Origin of the sequence: Frankia sp. R43, from assembly GCF_001306465.1 — a bacterium.
GTDB classification, from domain to species: Bacteria; Actinomycetota; Actinomycetes; order Frankiales; family Frankiaceae; genus Parafrankia; species Parafrankia irregularis.
The window spans coordinates 733,117-749,181 of the sequence record NZ_LFCW01000001.1; the positions used below are offsets into that span (position 1 = coordinate 733,117).

Below are 16,065 nucleotides of genomic sequence, written 5' to 3' on the forward strand. Positions count from 1 at the left end.
CCGCACCGCCGCCTGAGCCGCCCGCACCGCCTGCCGCCCGGCAGGTCACCTGGCCGGGCAGTCAGGCGCGGCCACCGGTCCGTGGTCGGCGGTCGACGGTTGGCGGGCCGTGGTCGGCGGTCGGCAGGCCGTGCTCAGGCCAGCGTGGTCAGACCACCGTGTCGACGGTCAGCGCCGCGACGCGCTCAAGGTGCGCCGTCGGGTCGCCGAACGCCCCGTACAGCCGGCGCGCCCGCTTGTAGAAGAAGTGCGCGTCGTGCTCCCAGGTGTAGCCGATGCCGCCATGGAACTGGATCATCGTGCTGGTGGCGTCACGCGCCGCCTGGCTCGCCTTCGCCTTCGCCACGGCGACCGCCAGCAGCAGGTCGGGCAGCTCCGCGTCGATCGCGTACGCGGCGTACATCACCGCGTGCTCGGCCATCGTCACGGCGACGTGCAGATCCGCGAGCTGGTGCTTCAGCGCCTGGAACGAGCCGACGGCCCGCCCGAACTGGATCCGTTCCTGGTCGTAGCGCACGGTCCTGGTGAGCGCCTCACGGGCGATCCCGGCGAGGTCGGCCGCGGTGAGCACCGCGCCGCGGCGCAGGAGATCGTCGAGAACCACGGTCGACGACCCGGGCAGCCGGCGCGCCCGCACCCCGTCCAGGGCCAGGGTGGCGAGCCGCGTGGTCCCGTCGTAGCTGGTCAACGGCGTGACGGTCACCCCCGGTGCTCCCGGGTCAACCAGGTAGAGGCCGACAGCAGACCCGACGCCAGCGCCGGTGCCGGTGCCGGATGTGGCGGAGGTGGCCGCCACCCGCCCCAGCTCGGTCGCGGCGACGACGACCAGGCCCGCCACCGCCAGGTACTCGACCGGCGACGCGGTGCCGGTGAGCAGGCCGGCCTCGGCACCGGCCTCGGCACCGGTGCCGGCGGACGGCGCGGACTCCTCTGCCGGGACGCTGGCCGTCACCCCGACACCGGCGGCGTCATAGCCCCGGCCCGGCCCGCGCAGGGCGACCGTCGCCACCAGCTCGCCGGAGGCGAGGCGCGGCAGCAGCTCGGCGCGTTGCCCGTCCGAACCGGCCAGCCGGACGGCCTCCGCCGCCAGCACCGTCGGCAGCCACGGGCCGGGCGCGACACCGGCGCCGAGCGCCCTGGCCACCACCTGGGCGTCGAGGATGCCGAGCCCGAGCCCGTCGAAGCTCTCGGGAACGCAGACGGCGAGCCATCCCTGCTCCCCGACCGCCTTCCACAGCTCCGGCGGGTGCCCGTCACCGGCGGCGTCCTCGAAGACCGCCCGGACGGCGGTCAGGCCGAAGCGGTCCGCCAGGAAGTCCCGGACGGTGTCGCCCAGCGCTCGTTGCTCGTCAGTAAGCGCGAAGAACACTTCAGTGATCCTTCCGGAACGGGCTCAACGGGGCAGGCCGAGCACCCGCTCGGCGACGATGTTGCGCTGCACCTGGGACGAACCGCCCCAGATCGTCACGGACCTGCTCCAGAACCCCTCGGCCTGCAGTGCGGTCACGTCGAGGTCCGCCAGCGGCGCGTCGATGGCCACATCCGAACCGAGCAGGTCGTCGAAGGTCTCGAACAGGTCCTGGTACGTCTCGGACCACTGCAGCTTCGTCATCGACGACTCGGAGCCGAGATCGACGCCCTGCTCCACCTTCGTCAGGACGTCCATGGCGTGGTAGCGCAGGCACTCCAGCTCGACCATCCGCCGGCCGAGCTCCTGGCGCAGCACCGGGTCGGAGTCCCGCCCGAGCGCTCGGGCGGCCCGCACGATCTCGTCGTAGGAACGCCGGAAGGACGTGTACTGCAGAATCCCGGACGCGCCCCGTTCGAAGGAGAGCAGCAGCATCGCGGTGGCCCACCCGTTGCCGAGGCCGCCCAGGCACTCGGTGGCGGGCACTCGGGCGTTGGTGAAGAACACCTCGCCGAACTCGGTCGCTCCGCTCATCTGACGCAGCGGCCTGACCTCGACGCCCTCCTGGTGCATGTCGATGAGCAGCATCGACAGGCCGCGGTGACGCTGACTTCCGGCCTCCGTGCGCACCAGGGTGAAGATCCGGTCGCCGTGGCTCGCGTTCGTCGTCCAGACCTTCTGGCCGTTGACGATGATCTCGGGGCCGTCGGCCACCCCGGCCGTGCGCAGCGAGGCCAGGTCGGAGCCGGCGTCCGGCTCGGAGAAGCCCTGGCACCAGATGACCTCGCTGCGCAGCAGCGGCCGGATGATCTCGCGCTTCTGCTCGTCGGTCCCGATCGCCATGATGGTCGGCGCGAGGAACGCGAGGCCGAGCGCGTTGACGGTCGACGGTGCCCGGGCGCTCGCCGTCTCCTCGTCGTAGATCGCCTTCATGCCGGGGGTTCCGCCGCGGCCGCCGTACTCGGTCGGCCAGTCGATGCCGGCGAACCCGGCGTCGAACTTGCGCTGCTCCCAGTCACGGCGCATCTCGAAGCCCTCGTCCTCGGGCACGCCCGCCCAGAAGCCGGGACGGCTCCACGCGGCGGGGATGTTGTCCGCGAGCCAGCCACGGAGATCCGCGCGGAACTCCTCCTCCTTGGCACTGAAGGTCAGGTCCATGCCGCCGCCTCCTTTCGGATCGGGCCGTCCCGAGAGGGTGTACCCCGACGGCGCACGACTAGATCGGTAACGATTCGCGCCCAAGCATCCCCCATCGGGGGCCCCTGCGTGCCGTCCGCGAGATCATCCGCGCGATACGACCAATCCGGTGGTCGCGAAGCCGTGACCGGACGGCGGGCCCGCGGATGCACGGGCTTCACCGCGCCCCGGCACGGACGGATGCACGCCGGGCAGGTCCTGTGAGCCCCGCAGGCCCTGTAGGGCGGGCCACATTTCACATATTCATCACTTATCGGAACTCTCGGGCAGGGGCCCGCTGGGCATCATGGAGGCGGACAACCTGACGTGACAGGCGGCAACCGGGCAGGTACCCGATCTCCACCTGATGTTCACCGCAGCGTGAGCGGTGTGCACCAACTGCCGGCACGATGGGTGGGTGCCCGCCCGCCGCCGCCCGGTCCGCGTTCCCGCACGTGAGCATCGCCGACCCGCCGTCCGGGCACGCACCGGCAGAGCACGCGCCAGCAGAGCACGCGGCAGCAGAGCACGCTGCAGCAGGACACGCACCGACCGGACACCCGCGGACACACCAGGAACCAGGGCACCAGGAAGCACAGACCAGGGCACCTGAGGCACGGTCGAAGGGGGATCAACAAACGATGACCGGTACCGCACGCCTCGACCCGGCGAACCGGGCAGCAGCGCTGCGGCGGATGCGCGCCGAGCCGCTGGACGTCGTCGTGATCGGTGGCGGTGTCACCGGGGCCGGGGTGGCGCTCGACGCCGCCTCCCGCGGCCTGTCAGTCGCGCTGCTGGAGGCCAGGGACCTCGCCGCCGGGACGTCCAGCCGGTCCAGCAAGCTGATCCACGGCGGGCTGCGCTACCTGGAGCAGCTCAACGGCGCGCTCGTCCGCGAGGCGCTGCGGGAACGCTCGCTGCTGCTGGAGACCCTGGCGCCGCACCTCGTCCGGGCGATTCCCTTCCTGCTCCCGCTGACCCACCACGGGTGGGAACGTGCCTACATCGGCAGCGGTGTCCTGCTCTACGACACCCTGGGGCAGGGGCTGGGCCGCATCGCCCCCCTCGCCCCCCGAACGGGCGGGGACGCCGGTGCCCCCCGCAGTGGTGGCGTTCCCCTGCACCGGCACCTGACCCGCAAGGCCGCCCTGCGCGAGTTCCCCTCGCTGCGGCCGGACGCGCTGGTCGGCGCCATCCAGTACTGGGACGGCCAGGTCGACGACGCCCGGCACACGATGTTCGTCGCCCGCACGGCGGCCCGGTACGGCGCACTGGTCGCCACCAGCGCCCAGGTCACCGGGCTGGTCCGGGAGGGCGACCGGGTGGCCGGCGTCCGGGTGCGGGACCTGGAGAACGGTGTCGACCTCGAGGTACGCGCCGCCACGACGATCAACGCGACCGGCGTGTGGACGGACGACATCCAGGCGATGGTCGGCGGCCGTGGGCGGCTGTCGGTCCGGGCTTCCAAGGGTGTGCACATCGTGGTGCCGCGCGACCGCGTCCACGGCTCCACCGGGCTCATCCTGCGCACCGAGAAGAGTGTGCTCTTCGTGATCCCGTGGGGCAGCCACTGGATCATCGGCACCACCGACACCGACTGGAACCTCGACCTCGCCCATCCCTCGGCCACCAGCACGGACATCACCTACCTGCTGGACACCGTGAACCGGGTGCTGCGCACGCCGCTGACGACCGACGACATCATCGGCGTCTACGCGGGTCTACGGCCGCTGCTCGCCGGCGAGTCCGACGAGACCGCCCAGCTGTCGCGGGAGCACGCCGTGGTCAGCCCGGTTCCGGGCCTGACGATGGTCGCCGGCGGAAAGTACACGACCTACCGGGTGATGGCCGCGGATGCCGTCGACGCGGCGGTCGCGGGCCTGAACCACACCGTCGCACCGTCGTGCACGGAACGGATCCCGCTACTCGGCGCGAACGGCTACCCGGCGCTGTGGAACGCCCGGGAACGGCTCGCCCGCACGGTCGGGCTGCACGTCGCCCGGGTGGAGCATCTGCTGCACCGGTACGGCACCCTCGTCGAGGAGGTGCTGGAACTGGTCGCGGCCCGGACCGAGCTCGGGCAGCCGCTGCCCGGGGCGCCGTCCTACCTCGCCGCGGAGGCCGTCTACGCCGCGTCGCACGAGGGCGCGCTGCACCTGGAGGACGTCCTGACCCGGCGGACCCGCATCTCGATCGAGACCGCCGACCGCGGGCTGGAAGCCGCTCCGTTCGTGGCGGAGCTCATCGCGCCGGTGCTCGGCTGGAACACCGAGACGACGACGCGGGAGATCGAGCTCTACCGGTCGCGGGTCGCCGCCGAGCTCGCGTCCCAGCGCCAGCCCGACGACGAGGCCGCCGACGCCGCCCGGCTGGACGCCCCGGAGCCACGCCCGATCGTCCGCCGCGACCTGCGGGAGGGCCGCGGCGCCGCCGCTCCCGCCTGACCGGACGCTCACCGCGGCGCTGGCCCGTTCCCGGTCCGGCACCGGGTCCGGTCTGAGACCGATTCGACAAGGACCCGGCGTTTTGTCGCCCTTTGTTTTGGAAGAAGACGACCATGGAATTCATCCTTTGGCTGATCGCCGTGGTCCTCGTCGTCGGAGGCATCGTCTCCCTGCTCCGGGGCACGATCCTTTATGGAATCGCGCTTATCGTGGTCGGTCTCCTCGTCGGTCCGGGCGGGGTCTCGGTGTTCACCTGATTTCCGGCGTGGGCGACCGCGGTGGCTGCGGCGCCACCGGCCGGTCAGAGGCCGTAGGCCTCCAGGAGGCGGAGCCAGACCTCGCTCACCGTCGGGAAGGACGGCACCGCGTGCCACAGGTCCTCCAGCGTGACGGCCCCGACGATGGCGATGGTCGCGCCGTGCACGAGCTCCTGCGTGTCATGGCCGACGAACGTGGCGCCGACCAGCACCCGCCGGGCGACATCCACCACGAGCTGGCAGGTGCCGACGGCGTCCGTTCCCCGCACGGACGAACCAGCCACCGACCCGGTCGGGACGGCAACCGCCCGCACGTCGAGGCCGGCGGCACGCGCGGCCTGCTCGGTCAGCCCGACCGCGCTGACCTGCGGGTCGGTGAAGGTCACCCGGGGGATCACCGCGAGATCGCACCGGTCCGCGGCCGGCCGGCCCGCCGGATCGGCCCGGCCGCTGATGACGTCGGCCGCGACCCGTGCCTGGTACTTGCCCATGTGGGTGAGCAGCGCACGGCCGTTCACGTCACCCGTGGCGTAGAGCCAGCCCCCCGCGACACCCCGGACCCGCAGCTGCTCGTCGACCTCGACGAAACCGTGCTGCGCGGTGGACAGGCCCACCGCCTCGAGACCGAGGTCGGCCGTGGCCGGCGTACGGCCGACGGCGACCAGCAGCTCGTCCGCCACGATCTGGCGGGGGTCGCCGGCCTCGTCCAGCCCCACCACGACCGGCCCGCGGGCGGACCCCTGCGTGGGCCGGTCCCGCCGGACCGTGACCACCCGGCGGCCGGTGTGCACGATGATGCCCTCCGCCTCGAAGGCCGCGCGCACCTCGTCGCCCACGAACGGCTCCTCGTGCGCCAGCAGCCGCGGGCCGCCCTCGATGACGGTCACCTCCTCGCTGCCGAGCCGGCGGAACGCCTGTGCCAGCTCGGAGCCGACCGCTCCACCGCCGAGCACGGCCAGCCGGCGGGGCACCGCCCGCGCACCGGTCGCCGTGCGGTTGTCCCACGGCTCGGCCTCGGCCAGGCCCGGGATCGGCGGCATCGTCGCCCTCGTCCCCGTCGCCAGCACGACCGCGCGGTCGGGGCGCAGCGTCCGTTCGGCGCCGTCGGCCGCGCGGACCACCACGGTGCGCTCACCGGCCAGCCGGCCGACCCCCCGCACGACCGCCACGCCCCGGTCACGCAGCCACGGCAGCTGGCCCTCGTCGGAGTAGCCCCCGACCATCTCGTCCCGGCGGGCGAACGCCGCAGCCGCGTCAACCCGGCCGGGTACGCCACCCGCACCGGCTGCGCCAGCCGCACCGGGCGCGACCTGGGCCGCGGCGAGGACCTCGCCCGGACGGATGAGCGTCTTGCTGGGTATGCACCCCCAGTACGAGCACTCGCCGCCGACCCGCTCCCGCTCGACGACCACCACCGACAGCCCAGCCTCGGCGCACCGCCCCGCGACGACCTCACCCGCCGGACCGCCCCCGATCACCACGACGTCGGGCTGGCCCGGGGCACCGGCGGGATCTCCCGGCCCGGGCACGTCGCCTCTGCTCATCGGTCCGCCCTCCTCGTCGCGCGCGATCGGCATGGTGTGCGACCGGCATGCTGTACCGCCGGCATGGCGTGCAGCCGGCATGACGTGCAGCCGGCATGACGTGCAGCCGGCATGGCCTGCGAGCACCGCGGCGCCTTCGGCCCGTCGCACGCGACCGTTGCGACCCACCCTCTCACCCTCCGGTGCCCCGCCGGCCCGGCACGCGGCGCACGATGCACCAACAGTGACCGAGGCCGCGCTGTCGTGCCTCGAGGTCAACGGCAGGATGGTGGGTGAGGACCTCACCTTCGACCGGTCCGTGCAGGACCACCGGGAGTTCACATGCAGCTCGCAATGATCGGACTCGGCCGGATGGGCGCGAACCTCGTTCGCCGGCTTATGCGCGACGGGCACGAATGTGTGGTCTACGACGTGAATCCGGAAGCGGTGAAGGCGCTCGCCGCCGAGGGCGCCGTCGGTGTGCACTCACTCGCGGACCTCGCGGGGGCGCTGCGCACCCCGCGGGCGGCGTGGGTGATGGTGCCCGCCGGCCTGACCGGCCAGACCGTTTTCGACCTCGCCGAGCACTTCGAGGCCGATGACGTGATCATCGACGGCGGCAACTCCTACTACCGGGACGACATCGACCGGGCCGCGAAGCTCGCCGAGCGCGGCGTGCACTACATGGACGTCGGCACGTCCGGCGGCGTGTTCGGCCTGGAGCGCGGCTTCTGCCTCATGATCGGCGGAGAGCCGCGGATCTTCTCCCGGCTGGAGCCGCTGTTCGAGACGATCGCGCCGGGTGTGGAAACCGCGCCGCGGACGCCCGGGCGGTCAGGCGAGGTCACCCAGGCCGAAAAGGGCTATCTGCACTGCGGCCCGAACGGGGCAGGCCACTTCGTCAAGATGATCCACAACGGCATCGAGTACGGCATGATGGCGGCCTTCGCCGAAGGCATGGGCATTCTGGAGAAGGCCGGCATCGGCCGGTCACAGGCCGGCCAGCACGACGCGGAGACCACACCGCTGGCTCATCCGGAGTACTACCAGTTCGACTTCGACCTCCCCGCGGTCGCCGAGGTGTGGCGGCGCGGCAGTGTGGTCAGCTCCTGGCTGCTGGACCTGACCGCCACCGCGCTGGTCGAGGACCCGGAGCTGGCCGCCTTCAGCGGGAGGGTCTCGGACTCCGGCGAGGGCCGCTGGACGGTGCTCGCCGCCGTCGAGGAGGGCGTCCCGGCGCATGTGCTGACGGCGTCGCTGTACGAGCGGTTCAGCTCCCGGGGCGAGTCGCTGTTCGCGGACAAGCTGCTCTCGGCCATGCGCAAGCAGTTCGGCGGCCACGCCGAGAAGAAGGCCTAGCCCGAGCTGCGGCTGGTGCCGGTGCCGGTGCCGCCGAGCAAGAAGTGAGGATTATGGCTGCGGCAGCAACCGAGATCCTCACTTCTTGCGGGTCACCAGGGACCCTGCCGCCCCTTTCGCCCCCATCAGCGTGAATTGTCGACACGGTGCGGGGCCCTCGCGGGCGGCAGGGCGCGCTCACCGCACGTCGGCGGAGGCCTCGACGCTCGTCCGGTCACCCATGATGATCATTGGATGGCTGCTCGGCGTCAACCAGTGGAGCACGGTCTCCATCGAGGCCTGCGGGAGGCTGACGCAGCCCCGCGTGGGCGTGTTGTGGTCCACATGCAGCCAGATGTCGCCCCCGGCCGAGTCGCCAAGCGGGCGGGTCGGATCCGACGGCGGATGGCCCGGCAGCCGGTTGTAGTCGATCGCCACGACGTAGTTGAAGGCCTCGCCCATCGGGTCACCGTCATAACTGCCGGCCTGGTAGAAGGACGGACGGTACTCATAGGGCAGCGCCGTGCCGGGGTCCGGGTAACGCCCCCCCGCCGCGGTGAGACTGAAGACGCCGATGGGACTGCGCAGATCACCCTCGACGTGATCACGCGTCCATCCGTTGGCACCGTTGCGACCCGCGATCTGGGCGCCGACAGGCGCCCAGGGCGAATCCTCGTCGGTGCGCTGCCAGAGCATGACCTGGTTCACCGTCGCGGATTCGTCCGCTCCGGTGACGACGATGGCCTGCCGGGTGGATGAGGGGATCCGCGACATCATCAGATCGCCCACACCTGGTATCGCGCCGCCTGCCATGTCCCCGATCGTGCCCTCTTCCTTGAGGCCGGATGCTCCGTAAGCTGCCGGGGCCGGACTGGCCGACGGCACCTCACTGCGGGCGGCCGCCGCCGAAATCTCCGGATCCGCTCCGGAGTCGACCACATGTATCGCGCCGGCGGCGCCGACCACCAGTGTCGCACTGACCGCGGCCAAACCGATCGCAATCGACTGCGCGGGCACGCGACCGCCGCCCCCGTCTCCTCTCCGGCGGCCCAAGGACCGGCCGGACCTTCGGTGTGTCGACATTCCTCCGACCTCCGGGCCGAAGCCGCGCGTCTCCGGCCACATCCACGCCCCGCACTGGACACCACCATCACACGTGCAAGCAGACTGCCGCGCGGCAACACACCCACAATTTCGCGCAGGTGTCGGTCGCACACGATACGGGCCCGCGGCACCCGCCCTCGAACCGCTCCCGACCTGGCCCGACCGAATCGTTGTATGCGTTTACGGAATAGGGGCCTGGAGCCAGTCCAGGAGTAGTTTTCCACAGGCCGGCAACCCGCCATGGACACAACGGATCGACAATGACCATTGTCTGGGTATGACAGCCCGTCCCGGCCGACTCCCCTGGCAGGAGATCGCCGACCTCCAGTCAGGTGTCATCAGCGAGCGCGACGCGATCGGCGCCGGTCTCACCCGGGCCGACATCCGGGCGCGGGTCACCGCCGGCATGTGGCGGCAGCCCGCGCCGGGAGTGCTGATCACGGCGGTCGGGCCGGCCCTGGTCCAGCGAGCCTGGGCTGGCCTGCTCGCGGGCGGCCAGGGAGCGGTGCTCGGTGGGGCCACCGCCGCCGAGCTGGACGGTCTGGTCGACCACGATGACGAGGTCGTCACGGTGCTGGTTCCACCCGAGCGCCGTAACGCGCCGGTGCCCGGCGTGGCCTTCCGCCGCACGGCCCGGCTCACCCCGGCGGACGTGCACCGCGCCCGGCTGCCACCCCGCACCGTGCCGGCCCGTTCCGTCGTCGACCTGGCCGAGTGGTCCGGCGACCGCGGCGCGGCCCGCACCGTGGTCGTCGATGCCCTGGGCCAGGGTTTCGTCACCGTCGAGGCGATGCGGCGGGCGCTGGCGCGCCGCGGGCCGATCACCCGGCGCACCCTGATCGGCGAGACGCTCGACGATCAGAGCCGCCGTACCCCGAAACTGCTGTCCCGCCTCTACCGGCAGATCGAGATCGCCTTCTCGCTGCCCACCGGGCAGACAGTGGCCGTCGGCTCCCCCGACCTTCCCACCGGCCGGCTCGACGTCTGGTATCGGCCCTGGCGGGTGCTTGTGCGCGTCGGCAGACCCGGTCCGGCCCGGGTGCTTTCGGCCACGAAAGTGGTCCTCACTGTGCCTGCCGAACATCTCTGGGAGACCCCGGAGGAGGTCGCCGCCCTGGTCGGGGCGGCGCTGCGGGAGCTCGCCCCGATCCGTCCCGCCGCTGGTCCCGACGCCTGCACCGACCACGCCGAGCCGTCCGGCGAATGGCACGAACCGGTACGTGACGAACTTGGCGAAGATGACCAAGGGGGTGGCGAAGGGGTGGCGCCTGCCGTAGCGTCGAGGCAGATGCGGGAGCTTCCACCCTGGGAGGCTGAGAGGGCGGCCGGGCAACAGCCGGTGCCGCCGACCGCCTGAACCTGTCCGGGTAATTCCGGCGTAGGGAGTGATCAAAGGTGGTGCGTCCCATCCAGCCCGCGCAAGCTGAGTCCACTTCGTCCGAGAATGCACCGATTTCCTCCGGGCCGGGGCTTGCGTCCCAGCAGCCAACGGCCACGATTCCCGCCCCCACTCCGGCCTCCACCCCCGGCCCGGCCGGCGCCGAGGCGGACGGAATTCTGGCCCGGCCGTTCCCCGGCAGCCGCAAGACCTATCTGACCGGTTCCCGGCCCGACCTTCAGGTGCCCATGCGCGAGGTCGCGCTGAGCACCGGCGACAGCCTCGTCCTCTACGACACCTCCGGGCCGTACACCGACCCGGGCGCCGGGGTGGATGTGCGGCGGGGCCTGCAGGCACTGCGGTCCAGCTGGATCATCGACCGCGAAGACACCGAGGAGATCACAGGTCGGGCCGTCCAGCCCGCCGACGACGGGCGCAGCAGGACGAGCGCACCCGAGGCCGACCTGTTCATCGGTTCCGCACGCGCGCCGCGGCGGGCACTCGCCGGCCAGGCGGTGACGCAGCTCGCCTACGCCCGGCGGGGCGAGATCACCCCGGAGATGGAGTTCGTGGCGCTTCGGGAAGGCCTGGCGCCGGAGCTGGTGCGGGACGAGATCGCCGCCGGGCGGGCGGTCCTGCCGGCGAACGTGAACCATCCGGAGAGCGAGCCGATGGCCATCGGCCGCAACCTCCTGGTAAAGATCAACGCGAACATCGGCAACTCGGCCGTCGCCTCGTCCATCGAGGAGGAGGTCGAGAAGATGGTGTGGGCGACCAGGTGGGGCGCCGACACCGTGATGGACCTGTCGACGGGCAGGAACATCCACACCACCCGCGAGTGGATCATCCGCAACTCGCCCGTCCCGATCGGTACCGTCCCGATCTACCAGGCGCTGGAGAAGGTCGGCGGCAAGGCCGAGGAGCTCACCTGGGAGGTCTACCGCGACACCGTCATCGAGCAGGCCGAGCAGGGTGTGGACTACATGACGGTCCATGCCGGCGTGCTGCTGCGGTACGTGCCGATGACCGCGAAGCGCAAGACCGGCATCGTGTCGCGGGGTGGCTCGATCCTGGCCGCGTGGTGCCTCGCCCACCACCAGGAGAACTTCCTCTACACGAACTTCGCCGAGCTCTGCGAGATCCTGCGCGCCTACGACGTCACCTTCTCCCTCGGTGACGGGCTGCGCCCCGGGTCGATCGCCGACGCGAACGACACCGCGCAGCTCGCGGAGCTGGCCACGCTGGGCGAGCTGACCCAGGTGGCGTGGGAGCACGACGTCCAGGTGATGATCGAGGGCCCGGGCCACGTCCCGATGCACAAGATCAAAGAAAACATGGACCTGCAGGCCGAGCTGTGTCATGACGCGCCCTTCTACACGCTCGGTCCGCTCACCACCGACATCGCGCCCGGCTACGACCACATCACCTCCGCGATCGGCGCGGCGATGATCGGTTGGTACGGCACGGCGATGCTCTGCTACGTGACCCCCAAGGAGCACCTCGGCCTGCCGGACCGTGAGGACGTCAAGGCCGGCGTAATCGCCTACAAGATCGCCGCCCACGCGGCGGACCTGGCGAAGGGGCACCCGGGCGCGCAGGCCTGGGACGACGCTCTCTCCGACGCCCGGTTCGACTTCCGCTGGGACGACCAGTTCAACCTCTCGCTGGACCCGGAGACCGCTCGGGAGTACCACGACGAGACACTCCCGGCGGCGCCGGCGAAGGCCGCGCACTTCTGCTCCATGTGCGGCCCGCACTTCTGCTCGATGCGCATCACCCAGGACGTCCGCAAGTACGCCGCCGAGCACGGCCTCGAGACCGAGGAGGCCGTGCAGGCCGGGCTCGCGGAGAAGTCCCGGGAGTTCGCCGAGCAGGGCTCCCGCATCTACCTGCCGCTCGCCGACCAGCAGGCGACCTGATACGTGAGCCTGCTGATCTCTGCGGCTGCTGATCTCTGAGGTTTCCGGTCCCTTGGGCTACCCAGCCGGCCGTCGCCCCCGTCCGGGCGGCGGCCGGTTCGCGTTTCAGGCGGATCCGAGCCTCCGTGCAAAGAACATGGAATTTTGGTCGTTCTGACGACCAAAATCCTCAACTCTTGCCCAACTCTTGCCTGGCAGCAACGGCGGCGGCTGCCGCAGCCCGCGGCGGCGGCTCGAATAGCCGCAGAACGGCACAGCGGCCCAGCGGCACAGCGGCGAACCGCTGGGGTGCCAGGCCGGGTCAGCCTTCCTTGCGGGCGAGCACCCGATAGGTGTTGGAGCGTCTCCCCCGTGCCAGCATGGGCCGGGTCAGCCTGTCCAGCCCCCAGGCCAGCCCGAACGGGACGACCGCGGCCAGCAGCAGGACCGCCCGCAGCACCCGCCGGCCGATCCCGGCCCGGCTGGCGTGCACCCACGGCTCGGGCTTCGGGGCGAGGTTCGCGATGAGCAGCCGCAGGGCACGGGTGAGGTCGCCGGGGCGCTGCGCCGGGCCGAACTGGACCACGATGGGGCGCATCCCGCGGTCCTCGAGCGCCGCGAGCAGGTTGTCGACCGGTATGTAGTGCTGCCGTCGCGGCACGTCCCAGCCAGCCCAGTAGCGCCCCAGCCAGCGGGCGGCCGGGCAGGACGGGTTCGGCAGCTCGAGCAGCAGATGGCCGCCGGGCGGCAGGGCCTTCACCGCGCCGTCCAGCTCCTCGGACGGATACCGGGTGCGCTCCAGATAGCCGAACATGCTGATCACGTCATAGCGCCCGGCGATGCTGTCCGCCACCTGCACGAGCTCGCCCTGGTAGGCGGCCTCCACCCAGCCGCGCGCGCACGCCTCGTCGATCGCGTCGGTGACGTCGAGCGCCCCGAAAGTGGTCATCGGCCAGTGCCGCCGCGCGACGTTGCAGAAGTGCCCGAAGCCGGCGCCGACGTCCAGCCAGGCCCGCGGGGTGACATGGGGTCGCAGCAGCTCGGCGCGGGCACGGTCCGCCGGCGCCTCGCGCATCCGGGAGTGCTCGGCGGCCTCGACGGCGAAACCGTCCCGCCAGTCCCGCTCGTAGTAGTCCTGGCCGTCCGGGGTGAGCGCCGGGTTCAGGAAGATGTGGCCACAGCGCCGGCAGGCGTCGAGCCGGAAGCTGCCGGGCTTGCCCATGGTGAGATCCACCGAGCGCAGCCGGACGGTCAGGTGCCCGGAGCCGCACCACGGGCATTCGGTGCCGGTCGCCTCGCGCAGCCGCCCGACGCGGCGGGCGCGGGCGACGTACCAGGCCGTCGTCTCCTCCCGGTGGCGGCGCCGGTCCTCCTTCACCGGGTCCGCGGGCAGCCCCGCGGCCTTCGCCTCGGCGGCGCGACGCCCGGCACGCACCGAGTGGATGACGAACAGCACGATGCCGAGGATGCGCACGATCGGGCTGCGGATCAGGTCCCGCGGGGCGAGCGGAACCTTTCCCGCGCACACGAAGAACGGCTGGAACCAGAAGAGCAGCATCGCCACATACGCCAGGTTCTGGCTGACCTGGGATCCGATCGCCGTCCCGATGTGCGGCGCGAACGGCATGTACAGGCTGGCCGGGGTGCACGCGTAGGCACGCTGCTGGACCCGCACCCGCATGGCCGCGTCGTCCCGCGCGGCCTGCAGGCCGTGCACGACCACGAGGTCCGTCGCGTCCGGGGCGTACCGCTTGAGCGCAGCGGTGATGTCGACCAGCTCGACCGGGTCGAAATTCTCCCGGGGCGTGATCCCGATCCGGTCCAGCAGAACGCGGTGGACGAGGATCGCCTGGAAGGCGCCCCGGCCCGCGGCCGTGCGGTCGGCCCGGTAGGTGCGGGTGTCGACCATGCGGGCCACGTCGAGCGCACGCTCGACCGTCAGATCGCCGGGGATGAGGTCGAGCGCCAGCAGCCGCTCACGGCGGGCATGGTTGCTCGCGGCCCGGCAGGCTGCCTCGGACAGGCGCACACCCTCGGCGACGAGGAACACGTGGGCCGGGTCCACCGGCCGGCCGGACGCCACCGCGGTGTCCAGCCGGCGCAGCCGGCCACGCAGCCGGACGCCGTTCGCCACGAGCCCGACACACACCAGAACCGGCACCAGGAGCAGCACCGTTCTCATGCCGCCACCGATCCTCCCGCCGCCACGTCACGCCCAACCGTCGCAACGTCGCGCCCAACCGTCGCACCGGTCTGAGCCGTTGCACCAGTTCCAGCCCCGACACCAGCTCCAGCCGTCACCCGAGCTCCGGCCACGCTAGGGCAGCAGCTTCTCAATTTGGTGGGCGGCGGTCACGACCCCGCCCGCGGCGGTGAACTCGTCCCGCAGCCGGGTGGCCGCGGCCCGGTAGGACGGCTCGTCCAGCACCGCGCCGACCGCGGTCGCCAGCGTCGCCGGGGTCGAGCGCCCGAAGCGCACCCGCAGCCCCGCACCGGCCCGCACCACCTGCTCGGCGATGATCGGCTGATCGTCCCGGACGGGTGCCACCACCAGCGGCACGCCGTGCGAGAGCGCCTCGCACACCGTGTTGTTGCCGGCGTGGCAGACAACCGCGTCCAGCGAGGGCATGAGTTCCACCTGCGGCACGAACGACCGGACCAGCAGGTCGTCGGGTGCCTTCTCGGCCAGGTCGTCCAGCGACCCCGCCGGCGCGACAATGACGCCCTGCACCCGGTCGGACATCCCCAGCAGTGCTTCGGCCGCCGCGCGCAGGAACCGCCCGCCGGCTTCCCTGGTGACCGTGCCCAGCGAGACCAGCACGGTGCGGCGGTCGGAGTCGAGCCAGGTCCAGGGGAAGTCCGGGGACTCCCGGCGGACACCGGCCGCGCACCCGACGAACACATGGTGCGACGGGTGGCCCCCGGGACGCAGCAGGGAGGGCACCGAGCAGATCAGGGTCAGTTCCTCGGAGAAACGCAGATCGGTGCGGGTCGCCTCCGGTTCGGGCACGCCGTTCGCGACCTGGAACTGGTGCAGCTGCTGGGCCACCCAGTTCCCGATGCCCGCGAGCACGGCATACGGATCGTCGGACTCGGCCGACGTCGTCGCGAGGGTCACCCAGCGGGCCTCGCTGCGGCGCACGGCCAACGCCGCACCGACGGCCTGCTGATCGACGACGACGACGTCCGGACGCCACTGGTCGATGATCGTGGTCACGTCGCGGGCCATCGAGTCACCCAGCGGCAGGATGAACTCCTCCCACAGGAACTTCAGCGACGCGGGCCCGCGCAGCGAACGGGAGCGGGCCTCCAGCTCGCCGCGCTGCTCCGCGGTGATCTCGCCGGGCAGCGCGATGAGCGACACCTCCGGCGGCACGAGCGGTCCGACGACACCCGTATGCCCGACCAGCGCGACCTGCTGGCCACGTGCGGCCAGTTCGCCAGCGATGCCCACCGCCGGGTTCACGTGGCCGGTCAGCGGCGGCACCACGAAGAGAATGCGGCCCATCAGTGCTCCTGGTCAGATCGGGCGTCCACCG

At 72.0% G+C, this 16,065-nt stretch carries 11 protein-coding genes and 1 riboswitch; of the genes, 4 read left to right on the forward strand and 7 right to left on the reverse strand.

Annotated features, from left to right (window positions below; genetic code table 11):
- Positions 1 to 148: 148 nt before the first annotated feature.
- On the reverse strand, positions 149 to 1,369 hold the full coding sequence (locus tag ACG83_RS02535; protein ID WP_054564529.1) for an acyl-CoA dehydrogenase family protein: 1,221 nt from the start codon (positions 1,367 to 1,369) through the stop codon (positions 149 to 151).
- A 24-nt stretch (positions 1,370 to 1,393) separates the two neighbouring features.
- Positions 1,394 to 2,566 carry an acyl-CoA dehydrogenase family protein gene (locus ACG83_RS02540; protein ID WP_054564530.1) on the reverse strand — a complete coding sequence of 391 codons (1,173 nt, stop codon included), beginning with the start codon at positions 2,564 to 2,566 and terminating at the stop codon, positions 1,394 to 1,396.
- Between the two features lie 659 nt (positions 2,567 to 3,225).
- Between ACG83_RS02540 and ACG83_RS02545 the strand changes: the two genes are divergently transcribed.
- Positions 3,226 to 5,028 (forward strand): glycerol-3-phosphate dehydrogenase/oxidase, encoded by a 1,803-nt coding sequence (locus ACG83_RS02545; RefSeq protein WP_054564531.1) that lies wholly within the window; start codon positions 3,226 to 3,228, stop codon positions 5,026 to 5,028.
- Positions 5,029 to 5,141: 113 nt separating this feature from the next.
- Positions 5,142 to 5,285: a GPGG-motif small membrane protein gene (locus ACG83_RS45925; RefSeq protein WP_198955634.1), complete on the forward strand. Its 144-nt coding sequence runs from the start codon at positions 5,142 to 5,144 to the stop codon at positions 5,283 to 5,285.
- A 44-nt stretch (positions 5,286 to 5,329) separates the two neighbouring features.
- Here the strand turns inward: ACG83_RS45925 and ACG83_RS02550 are convergent, their stop codons facing one another.
- Positions 5,330 to 6,829, reverse strand: coding sequence for an NAD(P)/FAD-dependent oxidoreductase (locus tag ACG83_RS02550; protein WP_054565362.1), 1,500 nt, complete (start codon positions 6,827 to 6,829; stop codon positions 5,330 to 5,332).
- 321 nt (positions 6,830 to 7,150) lie between these two features.
- Here ACG83_RS02550 and gnd point away from each other — a divergent pair, with 321 nt between their 5' ends.
- Positions 7,151 to 8,167 carry a phosphogluconate dehydrogenase (NAD(+)-dependent, decarboxylating) gene (gene gnd / locus ACG83_RS02555; RefSeq protein WP_054564532.1) on the forward strand — a complete coding sequence of 339 codons (1,017 nt, stop codon included), beginning with the start codon at positions 7,151 to 7,153 and terminating at the stop codon, positions 8,165 to 8,167.
- A gap of 177 nt (positions 8,168 to 8,344) precedes the next feature.
- Here gnd and ACG83_RS02560 read toward each other — a convergent pair whose 3' ends face one another.
- Both ACG83_RS02560 and ACG83_RS45210 read right to left on the reverse strand, forming a co-directional pair.
- Entirely contained in the window at positions 8,345 to 9,229 is an 885-nt protein-coding gene (locus ACG83_RS02560; RefSeq protein ID WP_054565363.1) for a L,D-transpeptidase family protein, read from the reverse strand.
- A gap of 349 nt (positions 9,230 to 9,578) precedes the next feature.
- Complete coding sequence (locus ACG83_RS45210; RefSeq protein WP_158230815.1) at positions 9,579 to 10,460, reverse strand: hypothetical protein; 882 nt, start codon at positions 10,458 to 10,460, stop codon at positions 9,579 to 9,581.
- A gap of 70 nt (positions 10,461 to 10,530) precedes the next feature.
- Positions 10,531 to 10,652: riboswitch (TPP riboswitch) on the forward strand.
- Between the two features lie 224 nt (positions 10,653 to 10,876).
- Here ACG83_RS45210 and thiC point away from each other — a divergent pair.
- Positions 10,877 to 12,547: a phosphomethylpyrimidine synthase ThiC gene (gene thiC / locus ACG83_RS02570; RefSeq protein WP_235497735.1), complete on the forward strand. Its 1,671-nt coding sequence runs from the start codon at positions 10,877 to 10,879 to the stop codon at positions 12,545 to 12,547.
- Positions 12,548 to 12,848: 301 nt separating this feature from the next.
- On the opposite strand, the gene ACG83_RS02575 is transcribed toward thiC, so the two are convergent.
- Entirely contained in the window at positions 12,849 to 14,708 is a 1,860-nt protein-coding gene (locus ACG83_RS02575; RefSeq protein WP_200931259.1) for a class I SAM-dependent methyltransferase, read from the reverse strand.
- Between the two features lie 135 nt (positions 14,709 to 14,843).
- Entirely contained in the window at positions 14,844 to 16,034 is a 1,191-nt protein-coding gene (locus tag ACG83_RS02580) for a glycosyltransferase (protein ID WP_054564534.1), read from the reverse strand.
- Between the last annotated feature and the right edge of the window lie 31 nt (positions 16,035 to 16,065).